The sequence below is a fragment of the Geothrix sp. 21YS21S-4 genome (assembly GCF_030845995.1).
Classification (GTDB): Bacteria; Acidobacteriota; Holophagae; order Holophagales; family Holophagaceae; genus Geothrix.
The window spans coordinates 2,653,880-2,666,814 of sequence record NZ_CP132719.1 but is presented as its reverse complement, the minus strand read 5'-3'; the positions used below and the strand labels follow the sequence as shown (position 1 = coordinate 2,666,814).

The following is a 12,935-nucleotide window of genomic DNA, read 5'->3' as shown; positions in this document are numbered from 1 at the left end:
CCGCTCTCTACTTGATCTTCACCAGCATCAGCCCGCCCTTGGGGCTGACGAAGACCGCTTCGGATTCCAGGATTCCCACGAGCAGATGCCCCTCGGCCAGGCCCGTGGGCTGGAAGGCCAGGCGGCCCTGGGCGAGGTCGATCCGCGCCAGCAGCAGGCCCTGGGCGGCGCTGGGACTCGGGCCCCGCAGGGCGGCGGGCACCTGCGTGGCCTTGACGGCGGCGAACAGGACTCCCTTTCCGGTCCAGAGGGCGAGGGGCTCGCGGTCGGCGGCGTTCCCTTCGAGCGGAGGCACCGGCGCGCCCTCCGCCGTGAGGGCGGTCTCGGCGATCTTCCGGCCGGTCCCTCCGTCCAGGAGGCTGAGGTTGAGGCTGTTCCCGTCCGCCATCAGGACGTTGCCGGCGTCGTCCGCGACGACAGGCCGCCGGTTGGCGGGAATCGGGCCGTCGCGCTTGGGGGGCTTGGCGCCGAAGGCCCAGATCAGGTCGGCGCTCTTGAAGTCCCGCCTCTCCAGGTAGGGTTCGGCGGTGCGGTAGGAGAGCACGAAGCCCCTGGCATCCCAGCAGACGTCGCCGACTTCCGCCGGGAGCTTGACGGTGTTGACCACCCGGCCGGTGCGGTCCACGAGGGAAAGCACGGCTCCCGAGGCCACCCAGGCGTTGTTCCGGGGGTCCACCACCCATCGCGCGGGCTCGCCCTCCAATTTCCCCAGGGGCACGGTGGTCATCACGCCGCCGTCCCGGAGCCAGGTGTGGAGGGCGCGGCTCTTCGCATCGAAGAAGGTGAAGGAGTCGTCCTTGTCCTGCTTCGCCCAGCCGGCGGCCTGACCCGCGGCATCCCAGACCTGGGCCGAGGCCGGCGCGGACAAGGCCCAGGCGGCGGCGCACAGGAGGAAGGCGCGGAACGGATATGACTTCACGAAGGCCTCTGAAAAGGAACTCGACCTCGGGTGGGGGTTGGGACCCACCTTAGGAATTTTCGGAGAATTTCGCAAGGTTTTACTTAGATTCGATGGAGAAAATCCCGGATCCGCGCTTCCAGCGCCAGGGGGCCGAGGCCCTCTTCCTCCAGCAGGCGCTTGGGATCGCCGTGGTGCACCAGCCGATCGGCGATGGCGCAGCGGAGCAGGGGGCGGGTGAGCCCGGCGTCCGCCAGGGATTCGGCCACGGCCCCGCTGAATCCGCCGGGAGCGCAGCCCTCCTCGAGCACCACGATCCCGCGGCAGGTGCTGGCCCAGGCGTGGATGAGGGCCTCGTCCAGCGGCTTGATGAACCGGGCGTTGATCACGGCGCAGGACACGCCCTCGGTGGCCAGGGATTCGGCGATCCGCCGCGCCGGTTCCACCATGGCGCCCACGGCGCACAGCAGCAGGTCCGAGCCCTCGCGGAGCAGCTCGCCTTTGCCCACGGGCAGCGCGGCGATGGGTTCCTCCAGGGGCACGCCCAGCCCGTTCCCGCGGGGATAGCGCAGGGCGGCCGGATGTCCGCAGTAGAGGCCCGTCATCAGCATCCGCCGCAGTTCGTTCTCGTCCTTGGGCGCCATCAGGATGATGTTGGGGAGGCACCGCAGGTAGGCCAGGTCGTACAGCCCGTGGTGGGTGGGGCCGTCCGCGCCCACGATCCCCGCCCGGTCCAGGGCGAAGGTCACGGGCAGGTCCTGGATGCAGACGTCGTGGGCCACCTGGTCGAAGCCCCGCTGGAGGAAGGTGCTGTAGATGGCGCACACCGGGCGCATTCCCTGGGCCGCGAGGCCGGCGGCGAAGGTGACGGCGTGCTGCTCGGCGATGCCCACGTCGAAGCAGCGATTCGGAAAGGCCTTCTGAAAGAGGTTCAGTCCCGTGCCGTCCAGCATCGCGGCGGTGATGCCCACGATCTTGTCGTCGGTCTTCGCCAGTTCCACCAGGGCCTTGCCGAAGACGCTGGTGTAGCTGGGCGGGGCGGGCTTCGCGGGATCCGCCTGGACCTTGATGATCTCGCCCGCTTCGGCGTCGAAGGCGGTGACGCCGTGCCACTTCAGGGGGTCCTGCACGGCGGGCTCGTACCCGTAGCCCTTCTTGGTCTGCACGTGCAGCAGCACCGGGCCGTCCTTCATCTTCTCCTTGGCCTCGGCGAGGGCCTTGGACGTGGCGTTCACGTCGTGGCCGTTCACGGGGCCCAGGTAGCGGAAGCCCAGGTCCTCGAACAGCAGCCCCGGCACCATTAGGCGCTTGAAGCTCTCTTCGCTCCACTTGGCGGCGCGGGCCACGCCCTTGCTCAGGCCCTCCAGGGGGATGGCCTTGATGGCGTGCTCGATCCGGTCGCGCCACCGCTGGTAGTACTGGCCGGACATGATCTGGTTCAGGTAGCCCTGGAGCGATCCCACGTTGGGGTTGATGCTCATGTCGTTGTCGTTGAGGATCACCAGGAAGTTCTTGGTCTCCAGGTAGCCCGCCTGGTTGAGGCCCTCGAAGGCCATCCCCGCGGTCATGGAGCCGTCGCCGATGACGGCGATGCAGGCGTGGTCCTGCTTCTGGAGGTCCCGGGCCTTCGCCATCCCCAGCACCGCGGAGATGCTGGTGCTGGCGTGCCCCGCGCCGAAGTGGTCGTAGGGGCTCTCGTCCCGCTTGAGGAAGCCCGACAGGCCGTCGTGCTGGCGCAGGCTGGGGAAGCGGCCCTTGCGGCCGGTGAGGATCTTGTGGGAATAGGCCTGGTGGCCCACGTCCCACACGATGCGGTCCTGCAGGAAGTCGAAGTGGTGGAAGAGGGCGACGGTCAGCTCGACGGTGCCGAGGTTGGAGCTGAAGTGGCCGCCGGTTTCGGATACGGACGCGATGATGAACGCGCGCACTTCCGTCGCCAACTGCTCCAGCTGCGCGGGGGAGAAGTGGCGGATCTGCTGCGGGGCGGCCAGGGAATCCAGGAGCGGATAGGGGCTGGAAGGCGCTTCCACGGGGATCCCTACTTCGCCCGCTGGGCCAGGTAGCGGGCCCAGGCTGCCAAGGAGTCGCGGTTGGGTAGGGAAGCTAGATGGCATAGGGCGGTCTCGGTGGCCTCGCTCAGGGCCTCGCGGGCACCGTCCAGCCCCAGGAGCGAAGGGTAGGTGATCTTACCCCTCCCCGCATCCTTGCCGGCGCGCTTGCCCAGGTCGGCGTCCGTGGCGGTGGCGTCCAGGATGTCGTCCTGGATCTGGAACGCCAGGCCGATGGCTTCGCCGTAGGCCCGCAGGGCGGCCTGGGCCGCGGGTTCCGCGCCGCCCAGCACCGCGCCGATCTCCAGGGAGGCCCGGAGGAGGGCGCCGGTCTTCAGCCGGTGGATGAGCATCAGGTGGGCCAGGTCGTAGGCCTCCAGGCCCTCGCCTTCCAGATCCAGGGCCTGGCCTCCCGCCATGCCGCGCCATCCGGCAGCTTCCGCCAGGAGGGCCAAGGCGTGCGCCCGGCGGGCAGGTTCCAGCTCCGCCGTCGCCAGGACGCCGAAGGCCTCAGTGAGCAGCGCGTCCCCGGCCAGGATGGCGTGGCCTTCCCCGAAGACCTTGTGGTTGGTGGCGCGGCCCCGGCGGAGGTCGTCGTCGTCCATGGCCGGCAGGTCGTCGTGGATGAGGGAATAGGTGTGGATGAACTCCAGCGCCAGGGCGCCCGGCAGGGCCTGGTCCGCGGTGCCCCCCACGGTCTCCGCCGCGAGGATGCACAGGATCGGGCGGACCCGCTTGCCGCCCGCCTTCAGGCTGTAGCGGACCGCTTCGCCCAGGCGGGCGGCCTCGCCTTCCAGGAAGGGCCGGGTGAGGGTGGCGTCGAGGATGGGCAGCAGGCGGTCCAGGTCCGCCTGGACCTGCGCGGCGGCCCCGCTCATCGGGGGTCCTTCGCGTCGTCCAGGGGCTCGGCCCGGTATTCGCCGCCCAGGCCCGCCTTCAGGACCTCCACCCGCCGCTGGGCGTCCGCCAGCTGCTTCTGGAGGGCCTGGCTGAGCTGGACGCCCTCCTCGAACCGGACCAGGGCCTCTTCCAGGCCCAGGCTGCCCGACTCCAGCTGCTGCACCAGCGCTTCCAGCCGGTCCAGGCCGTCGTCGAAGGAGGGTTGGGCGCTCATGGGGAGTCCGAAGAAAGGGCCCGCGAGGGCCCCGTCCAGTCTAGCGCTTCCCTTTCAGGCTTTCCTTCATCTCCTTGCCGCCGTCCTTCTGGGCGTAGCCCGCGGGCAGGGCCCAGACGCCCTCGGCGATGGGAGTCGTGGCGATGGCGGTGGCCTCGGTGGTGAGGTCCGTGCCCATCAGGCCCGTGATGCGGGTCCGCAGGGGGACGCCCTTGAGCTTCGCCGTCTCCTGGTAGACCCGCTTGAACAGCACGCCCATGGGGCCGGGCGCGCGGTTCAGCATCCCCATGGCCTTGGCGTAGTCCTTCACGGGGAACTGGAGCGAGGGATCCACGCTCAGCTCCTCCACCATCTTGCCGAGGGTGATCCTCACCTTTTTGCAGGGCCGGCCCAGGATCGTGTCGGAGCCCAGCTGCTCGACCTTCACCTCGGAGACGTCCCCGAACATCATCTTGGTAACCATCTCGGGCATCCCCGCCATCTGGGTCTCCAGGCTCTGCATGGCCTCCTGCAGGTCCTGGAAAGTGAACCGGGTGATGGTCTTCTTGTCGTGGTCGATGGCGTAGATGGTCTCCTTGCCGTAGTCCACCAGCGTGTCGCTCTTCGAGCCCGCGTGGTTCACCCGGATCCGCGTGGGGCTGAGGTACTGGACCTGGGAGCCGTCCTTGGCCAGGGCGCCTTTTCCGGTGACCTGGGAGGTGATGGTGAGGTCCGCGCCGCTGAGGCTGGCGATGGCAAGGGCCGAGGAAAGGGCAAGAACCACGAGCTTCCGCATGGAATTCTCCGTCGCAGGTCGCCCGAGCATACGCCCGGCCCTTGCCCGCGGCCAGGGCAGTCTGGGATACCTTGCAAAGAGGGGGATCCATGGCCCGGGTGCTCGTGGTGGATGACAGCAAGGAAACCTGCGAGTTCCTGGAGGAACTGCTCGGGGGGATGGGACTGGACGTCGCCAAGGCCACCCATCCGGACCGCGCCATCGAGCTGCTCCACAAGGAAGCCTTCGACCTGCTGCTCTCCGACATCAACCTCGAAGCCAAGAAGGACGGCCTCGACCTGCTGCGCGAGGCCAAGCCCCTGGGCGTGGACACGATCCTCCTGTCCGGCTTCGGGACGCTGGAGACCGCCATCGAGGCCGTGCGGGAAGGGGCCTTCGACTTCCTCAGCAAGCCCTGGAACAACGAGGAGCTGAAGGCCCTGGTCAGCCGCGCCCTGGCCCGGCGCCAGTCCAGCGGGCAAAGCGCCGTCCAGGCTTCGCCCAAGGGCAAGCGGAGCCTGATGATCGGATCCAGCCCCAAGATGATGGCGGTCTACAAGACCATCGCCAGCCTGCAGAACAGCCGCGCCACCGTCCTCATCACCGGCGAGAGCGGCACGGGCAAGGAACTGGTGGCCCGCAGCATCCACCTGTCCAGCGACCGCCGGGACCGGGCCTTCGTCGCGGTGAACTGCGGCGCCCTGACCGAGACGCTGCTGGAGTCGGAACTGTTCGGCCACGTGAAGGGGTCGTTCACGGGCGCGGTGGGCGAGAAGCCCGGCCTCTTCGAGGAGGCCTCCGGCGGCACCATCTTCCTGGACGAGATCGGCGAGACCAGCCCCAGCTTCCAGGTGCGGCTGCTCCGGGTGCTCCAGGAGCAGGAGATCCGCCGCGTGGGCGGGAACAAGACCATCAAGGTGGACGCCCGCGTCATCGCCGCCACCAACCGCGATCTTCCCCAGATGGTGAAGGCCGGGACCTTCCGGGAGGATCTCTACTACCGGCTGAGCGTCGTGGAGTTGGCCGTTCCGCCCCTGCGGGAGCGGCGGGAGGACATCGCCCCCCTGCTGGATCACTTCCTGGCCGAGTTCGGCCAGAAGGACCAGCAGACCTACCGGCTGTTTCCGGAGGCGAGGCGGGTCCTGGAGGCCTATTCCTGGCCGGGCAACGTGCGGGAGCTGAGCAACGCCGTGGAAAACCTGACGCAGCTCAGCCGCGGCCGGGAGATCACCGTGGACGACCTCCCCGCCAAGATCCAGGCGGACGCCCTCAAGCGGGCCCTCCGTCGGCCCGAGGCCTCCGACGAGATGCCCGCCCTCATCGAGGACTGGCCCTCCCTGGATGAACTGGAGCGGCGGTACATCCAGATCCTGGTGGGCCGCCACAAGGAGAAGCAGCGGATCGCCGAGATCCTGGGCGTGGATCGCACCACCCTCTACCGGAAGCTGAAGCGCTACGGCTTCCATGACGGGGATTAGGGACCACCTCGTCGCACGCTGCCACGAGTTGCAGTTTGCAACGGCAGTTGAAGGGGTCAATATTTTTTAAGTGGATATTTTATTGGGTTTGAATGTTGGCCTGATTGCTGCTTCCTGGATTGCACTTCCGGCCGTGCCGGATCAACCCAGGGAGAATCCCCCATGAAGAAGCTTGCTGCGCTCCTCGTCGCCGCCGCTCTGATCAGCCCCGCGTTCGCCGACGAGGCGAAGAAGCCCGAGGCCAAGAAGGTGGAGACGAAGAAGGCCGAGCCCAAGAAGGCCGAGCCTAAGAAGGAAGAGAAGAAGGCCCTGAACACCGAAGAGAAGAAGGCCGAGCCCAAGAAGGAAAAGAAGGCCGAGAAGAAGGCTGAGCCCAAGAAGGAAGAGAAGAAGGCTCTGAACACCGAAGAGAAGAAGGCTGAGCCCAAGAAGGAAAAGAAGGGCGAGAAGAAGGCTGAGCCCAAGAAGGAAGAGAAGAAGGCTCTGAACACCGAAGAGAAGAAGGCCGAGCCCAAGAAGGAAAAGAAGGGCGAGAAGAAGGCTGAGCCCAAGAAGGAAGAGAAGAAGGCTCTGAACGCCGAAGAGAAGAAGGCCGATGCCCCCACCCCCAAGGCCGAGAAGAAGGCCAAGAAGCACGCCAAGAAGGCTGAGAAGGCCGAGGCCGCTCCTGCCGCCGAGAAGAAGGCCATGAACGCCGAAGAGAAGAAGGCCGACGCCCCCAAGGCTGAGAAGAAGGCCAAGAAGCACGCCAAGAAGGCCGAGAAGGCCGAGGCCGCTCCTGCCGCCGAGAAGAAGGCCATGAACGCCGAAGAGAAGAAGGCCGATGCCCCCAAGGCTGAGAAGAAGGCCAAGAAGCACGCCAAGAAGGCCCCTAAGGCCGAGGCTGCTCCCGCCGCCGAGAAGAAGGCGATGAACGCCGAAGAGAAGAAGGCCGACGCCCCCAAGGCTGAGAAGAAGGCCGCCAAGAAGGCTGAGAAGACCGAGAAGAAGGAAGAGGCCAAGAAGTAATCTGGCTCTCGTTTCCGCAGGACGAAAAGCGGGCTTCGGCCCGCTTTTTCGCGTACGGCTTTTCGCGGCGGAGGGCAGAGGCCATGATGGGAGCATGATCGATCCCCTCCTCGACCTCACCGCCGAAATCCGCGCCCGGCTGCTGCCCTGGCGCGGGGAGAACCGCACCCAGTTGCTGGGATGCGTGGAGGGTTTCTGCCTCCTCCGCGACGGTTCCGGCCAGCATCACCGGCCCGCCGCGCAGGCGGCCCTCCCGGGGGGGCCCTGGGACCTGTCGCCGCTCATCGACCACACCCTCCTGAAGGCGGATGCCACCGGCGCCCAGGTGGAAACCCTCTGCGGCGAGGCCCTCACCTACGGCTTCGCCTCCGTCTGCGTGAATCCCCTGTGGGTACCTCTGGCTTCCTCGCTCCTCAAGGGCAGCGGCGTGCGGACCTGCACGGTCGTGGGCTTTCCCCTGGGGGCCTCGTCCCTGGTATCCAAGGCCCGCGAGGCCGAGGTGGCGCTGCTGGACGGCGCCCAGGAAGTGGACATGGTCCTGGCCGTCGGCGCCGCCAAGGGCGGCGACTGGGACACCGTGCGCCGGGACATGGAGGGCCTCCGCGCCGCCGTCCCCGCGCCCGCCGTCCTCAAGGTGATCCTGGAGACCTGCCTGCTCTCCGAGGAGCAGAAGACCCGCGCCTGCGCCTTGGCCCTGGAAGCGGGCCTCGATTTCGTGAAGACCTCCACCGGCTTCTCCACCGGCGGCGCCACGGAAGCCGATATCGCCCTCATGCGCCGCGCGGTGGGCACGGACATGGGCGTGAAGGCCTCCGGCGGGATCCGCACCTACGCCGACGCGCTGAGCATGGTCCTCGCGGGCGCCACGCGCCTGGGCCTCTCCGCGTCCATCGCCGTGGTCCGCGGGGGAGCGGGGACGGGGACCTACTGAACTGCGGTATTCTCCAGAGAGCCGTCCCGTCGGAGGTTCTCGTGGCAAAGCTGGATCTCATCATGTTCGAGGAGGAGTACAAGCTCCTCTACGAGATCATCAGCCGCCTGCAGAAGGACGCCTCCGCCAAGGTGGTGTTCCTGGTGGACAAGAACGGCCAGCAGATCGCCGCCGCCGGCGACGTGAAGAGCATCGACGCCACCAGCCTGGCCTCGCTCACCGCGGGCAACGTGGCCGCCACGGACGGCCTGGCCAAGCTCATCGGGGAGAAGGAGTTCAGCCTCCTCTTCCACGAGGGCGAGAAGGACAACCTGCACATCTCCATCGTGGGCAAGCGCGGGATCCTCGTCGTGATCTTCGACCAGAATTCCAGCCTCGCGCTGGTGCGGCTGCGGGTGAAGAAGGCCAGCAAGGAGCTGCTGGAGATCTTCGACCAGGTGGAGCAGCGCGCGCAGAAGGAGACCGACGCGGGGGGCCGCTTCGAGAGCCCCTTCTCGGAGATCACGGACGAAGACATCGATCGCCTGTTCGGCGACTAGTCCCGCCATGACTTTCATCAACTACGCATCGCGCGAGATCAACTGCAAGATCGTCTACTACGGTCCCGGCCTCTGCGGGAAGACGACGAACATCCAGTGGATCTACGAGCAGGCCCATCCGGACAAGAAGGGCAAGCTGGTCAGCCTCGCCACCGAGACGGACCGCACCCTGTTCTTCGATTTTCTGCCCCTGGACATGGGCATGGTGAAGGGCTTCAAGGTCCGCTTCCACCTCTACACCGTGCCGGGCCAGGTCTTCTACGACGCCAGCCGGAAGCTCATCCTCCGGGGCTGCGACGGGATCATCTTCGTCGCCGACAGCCAGCGCGCGCGGATGGAGGCCAACATCGAATCCATCGCGAACCTGGCCACCAACCTCAAGGAGAACGGCTTCGACATCCGGTCGATCCCCTACGTCCTCCAGTTGAACAAGCGCGACATGCCCTCCGCGGCCTCGGTGCCCGAGATGGAGCGCCTTCTGCGCTTCCGTGGCGAGCCCATGATCGAAGCCGTCGCCAACCACGGCACCGGCGTCATCGAGACCCTCAAGGCCGCCGCCCGCCAGATCCTCATGGAGCTGCAGCGGGGCTGACGCCGGTCACAGCTCCCGCAGCCCCCCGCTTGAATCTCCCCCATCCTCCGGTAGAATGGACCTTCGCCCTTCCGGAGTAGCTCAGGGGTCAGAGCGGGTGACTGTTAATCACTAGGTCGGGGGTTCAAATCCCTCCTCCGGAGCCAGAACGAAGCCCTGGAATCCAACGGTTCCGGGGCTTTTCGCGTACGGCGGGAGCATCCGTGGAAAATGGGAAGGGGAGATTCCGTTGCGCCTGATCGTCGCCGAAAAACCCAGCATGGGCCGCGCCTTGGCGGAGGCGCTGGGTCTGGCGGGGCGGGGGCGGAGCTTCATCGAGGGGAACGGGCTGGTGGTGACCTGGTGCGTGGGGCACCTGGTGGAGGCGCTGAATCCGGAAGGGTACGATCCGGCTTGGAAGGCCTGGCGGTGGGACCGGCTGCCGATCTTCCCGGAGCCCTTCCGCTACGCGCCCATCGCGCAGACGAAGGACCAGTTCGAGGCGGTGGCCCGCCTGCTGAATCGCGCGGACGTGACGGAAGTGGTGAACGCCACGGACGCCGGGCGGGAAGGGGAATTGATCTTCGACCTGGTGTACCGACTGGCGGCGTGCGCCAAGCCCGTCCACCGCTTCTGGACCTCCAGCCTCACGCCGGAGGCCATCCGGGAGGCCTACGCCGCGATGAAGCCGGGCGAGGCCTACGCGGGTCTTCGGGACGCGGCGCGGAGCCGCCAGGAGGCGGACTGGCTGGTGGGCATCAACGCCACGCGGGCCCAGACGCTGCGGATGCGCCGCGCGGGGGCGGAGGACGGCGTGTGGAGCGTGGGCCGGGTGCAGACGCCCACCCTGGCGCTCCTGGTGCGCCGGGAGCTGGACATCCGCACCTTCAAGCCGCAGCCCTTCTGGAGCCTGCGCGCCCGATTCGCCCATCCCGTGGGGAATTACGAGGGCCGGTGGTTCCGGGAGCGGGAGGGCGAGGTCCAGGAGCGGTTCGCCGCCGAAGAGGAGGCGAGGGCCCTCGCGGCGGAGCTGGAGGGTCGGCCCGGGAGGATCCGCAGCGTCACGGGCCGGACGGAGAAGAAGAAGCCCGAACTGCTGTACGACCTCACGAGCCTGCAGAAGGAGGCCAACAAGCGCTTCGGGTTCACCGCGGAGGCCACGCTCGGCCTCGCGCAGAATCTCTACGAAAAGCAGCTCATCTCCTACCCCCGCACCAGCAGCCGCCACCTGACGGAAGCGGACGCCCAGAAGGCGCCGCAGTGGATCAAGGCGCTGGCCCAGGGCCAGCTCACGGGGCTGGGGCCCTTTCTCGACCAGCTCCGCGCGCGCTGGCCCGTGAAGCTCGACAAGCGGTTCGTCAACGACAAGGAAGTGGAGGATCACGCCGCGCTGGTGCCCACCGAAAAGCCGGCCCGGGACCTGGCCGGCGACGAGCTGCGGATCTACGAGCTGATCGCCCGGCGCTTCCTGGGCGCCTACTTCCCGGAGCGGGTGGAGGTGAAGACCACCCTCGTGACGGAGATCGGCCCCGAGACGTTCAAGACCCAGGGCTCCGTGGTGAAGGAGGAGGGCTGGTCCGCGGTGGATCCTCCCCATCGCCGCAAGAAAGCGGACAAAGGCGCCGACCCTTCCGCGGAAGGCGAAGAGGAGACGAGCGAAGAGGCCGAGGGCCTGCCGGCCGTGAAGAAGGGCGAAGCCGTGGCCGTCGCTTCCCTCGATCCCAAGGAGGGGAAGACCACGCCGCCCAAGCGCATGAGCGAGGGGGACCTCCTGTCCGCCATGCAGGGCGCGGGCAGGGAGCTGGACGACGAGAGCCTCCGCGGGGCCATGCGGGACTGCGGCCTGGGGACGCCCGCCACCCGCGCCAACATGATCGAGACCCTCATCAAGCGGGCCTACGTCGAGCGCAAGCGCAACGTCCTCCTTCCCACGGACAAGGGCGTCCGCCTCATCCAGAGCCTCTCCGTGGAGGCTCTCCGCAGCGCCGAGCTGACGGGCCAGTGGGAGGCCCGGCTGGAGCGCATGCGGCGCGGCGAGGAGACCCGGGCGGCCTTCATGGGCGACATCCGCGGGTTCGTATCCGCCGTGGTGGGCGAGCTGCAGGAGGCCCCCGCGCCGCAGATCCACGGCGCGCCCTGTCCCTCCTGCGGCGCCCCCATGCGGATCATCCCCAGCACCCGGCGGGGAGAGTTCTTCCACCGCTGCGCGCCATGCCAGGTGATGGCGCCCATCGGGAAGACTCCCTAGGCAGATCGAATCGGAGAAGGACTATCCTAGTGGGGCTTTCCCGAAAAGGCCCTTCTCTCCGGAGCGCCCCATGGCCCTCAGCGTCGATGCGTTTCCCCCGGACCCCGCGGCCGATTACGCGAAGATCCGAAAGGACCTCCAGAACGGGGACGTCCTGATCTGCTCGGGCACCGGCGTCTTCTCATCCATGATCCAGCAGGCCACGGCCAGCGTGTGGAGCCACGTCGCCTTCATTCTCCGCCTGGATGCCATCGACCGGATCATGCTCCTGGAGAGCGTGGAGCCCATCGGCGTGCGGACCGTGCGGTTGTCCAAGTACCTGGAGGACTACGCGAACGACGGAAAGCCCTATCCAGGGGGCATGGCGATCATCCGGAACCGCAAGTTCGCTGCGGTGGGCGCGAAGAAGCTCACCGCGCTCGCCCAGTACGCCGTGGACCAGTTCGGCTATCCCTACGACAAGGACGAGATCGCCAAGATGGCCGCCCGGATCCTGGCTTCCAAAGTCCCATTCACGAAGAAGCAGCTGAAGAAAATAGAGCCCGACCGCGAGTTCATCTGCTCGGAGTACGTGGCCCAGTGCTACGAGCAGGTGGACCTGGAGGTCCAGTGGAACCAGCTGGGATTCATTGCGCCATCGGACTTCGCGGCTGATCCGAATTTCGACCTGGTGGCGGTCCTCAAATCCAGATGAGGCGCTTATCTTCAGGGGGATTTATCTCCGGAGGCAGTTTTAAGCGGAGAGCGGGGCTTTTCGAAGTGGCTAGTTAAATCGAAAATGACGGATACTTCCCATCCCGGGAATTTCTGTCACGATCATTCCGATCCATCAATTCTGGAGCTCATACATGCCGAATATCGCGACAGTCCTCAAATCCGAGATCCTGAGGCTGGCCCGGAAGGAAGTCCGGAACGAGCTCGAAACCCTGAAGAAGGCCTCGGCCCAGTACCGCTCGGACATCGCCGCCCTGAAGCGGCGGGTGGCGGCCCTGGAGAAGAACCTGTCGCGCGTGGCGAAGAAGGCCGTGCCCAAGGCGGCGGCTGCCGAGGGCGAAGCGGGCCCCCGCCTCCGATTCCGGGCCAAGGGGCTCGCCACGCAGCGGAAGCGGCTGGGCCTGTCCGCCGCGGAGATGGGGAAGCTGCTCGGCGTCTCCGCCCAGACTGTCTACAACTGGGAGACCGGAAAATCCAAGCCCCGTCCCCAGCAGCTCGCGGCCATCGCGTCGGTGAGGACCCTGGGCGTGCGGCGGGCCAAGGCTCAGCTGGAGGCCCTCGAGGGCTGAAGCCTCCTTCTCCGGGCCGCCGGACATTCAGGAGGACCTTGTAGGGAATGGTAGGCTGGGGCG

The 12,935-nt window shown here is 67.3% G+C and carries 13 protein-coding genes and 1 tRNA gene; 9 read left to right on the top strand and 5 right to left on the bottom strand.

What is annotated here, in order from left to right:
- Nucleotides 1-7 precede the first annotated feature (7 nt).
- The 5 genes from RAH39_RS12200 to RAH39_RS12180 all read right to left on the bottom strand — a co-directional run bounded on the left by RAH39_RS12200 (nt 8) and on the right by RAH39_RS12180 (nt 4,835).
- Nucleotides 8-919 carry a hypothetical protein gene (locus tag RAH39_RS12200; RefSeq protein WP_306590396.1) on the bottom strand — a complete coding sequence of 304 codons (912 nt, stop codon included), beginning with the start codon at nt 917-919 and terminating at the stop codon, nt 8-10.
- An 83-nt stretch (nt 920-1,002) separates the two neighbouring features.
- Nucleotides 1,003-2,928, bottom strand: a complete 1,926-nt coding sequence (gene dxs, locus RAH39_RS12195) for a 1-deoxy-D-xylulose-5-phosphate synthase (RefSeq protein ID WP_306590395.1) — start codon at nt 2,926-2,928, stop codon at nt 1,003-1,005.
- A gap of 8 nt (nt 2,929-2,936) precedes the next feature.
- Entirely contained in the window at nt 2,937-3,824 is an 888-nt protein-coding gene (locus RAH39_RS12190; RefSeq protein WP_306590394.1) for a polyprenyl synthetase family protein, read from the bottom strand.
- Nucleotides 3,821-4,060: an exodeoxyribonuclease VII small subunit gene (xseB, locus tag RAH39_RS12185; RefSeq protein ID WP_306590393.1), complete on the bottom strand. Its 240-nt coding sequence runs from the start codon at nt 4,058-4,060 to the stop codon at nt 3,821-3,823. The genes RAH39_RS12190 and xseB overlap by 4 nt, the downstream gene beginning before the upstream one ends.
- A gap of 40 nt (nt 4,061-4,100) precedes the next feature.
- Entirely contained in the window at nt 4,101-4,835 is a 735-nt protein-coding gene (locus tag RAH39_RS12180; protein WP_306590392.1) for a DUF4412 domain-containing protein, read from the bottom strand.
- Nucleotides 4,836-4,924: 89 nt separating this feature from the next.
- Here RAH39_RS12180 and RAH39_RS12175 point away from each other — a divergent pair, with 89 nt between their 5' ends.
- The 9 genes from RAH39_RS12175 to RAH39_RS12135 all read left to right on the top strand — a co-directional run bounded on the left by RAH39_RS12175 (nt 4,925) and on the right by RAH39_RS12135 (nt 12,872).
- On the top strand, nt 4,925-6,292 hold the full coding sequence (locus RAH39_RS12175) for a sigma-54-dependent transcriptional regulator (protein ID WP_306590391.1): 1,368 nt from the start codon (nt 4,925-4,927) through the stop codon (nt 6,290-6,292).
- A gap of 162 nt (nt 6,293-6,454) precedes the next feature.
- Entirely contained in the window at nt 6,455-7,300 is an 846-nt protein-coding gene (locus RAH39_RS12170; RefSeq protein ID WP_306590390.1) for a hypothetical protein, read from the top strand.
- Nucleotides 7,301-7,394: 94 nt separating this feature from the next.
- Nucleotides 7,395-8,231 (top strand): deoxyribose-phosphate aldolase, encoded by an 837-nt coding sequence (gene deoC, locus RAH39_RS12165; protein WP_306590389.1) that lies wholly within the window; start codon nt 7,395-7,397, stop codon nt 8,229-8,231.
- Between the two features lie 41 nt (nt 8,232-8,272).
- Nucleotides 8,273-8,770 (top strand): roadblock/LC7 domain-containing protein, encoded by a 498-nt coding sequence (locus RAH39_RS12160; protein WP_306590388.1) that lies wholly within the window; start codon nt 8,273-8,275, stop codon nt 8,768-8,770.
- Between the two features lie 7 nt (nt 8,771-8,777).
- Nucleotides 8,778-9,362 (top strand): GTP-binding protein, encoded by a 585-nt coding sequence (locus RAH39_RS12155; protein WP_306590387.1) that lies wholly within the window; start codon nt 8,778-8,780, stop codon nt 9,360-9,362.
- 70 nt (nt 9,363-9,432) lie between these two features.
- Nucleotides 9,433-9,508 (top strand) — tRNA-Asn (locus RAH39_RS12150).
- 83 nt (nt 9,509-9,591) lie between these two features.
- Entirely contained in the window at nt 9,592-11,589 is a 1,998-nt protein-coding gene (locus RAH39_RS12145; RefSeq protein WP_306590386.1) for a DNA topoisomerase 3, read from the top strand.
- Nucleotides 11,590-11,659: 70 nt separating this feature from the next.
- Nucleotides 11,660-12,283, top strand: coding sequence for a C40 family peptidase (locus tag RAH39_RS12140; RefSeq protein WP_306590385.1), 624 nt, complete (start codon nt 11,660-11,662; stop codon nt 12,281-12,283).
- Between the two features lie 154 nt (nt 12,284-12,437).
- Nucleotides 12,438-12,872: a helix-turn-helix domain-containing protein gene (locus RAH39_RS12135; protein WP_306590384.1), complete on the top strand. Its 435-nt coding sequence runs from the start codon at nt 12,438-12,440 to the stop codon at nt 12,870-12,872.
- Nucleotides 12,873-12,935: the final 63 nt, after the last annotated feature.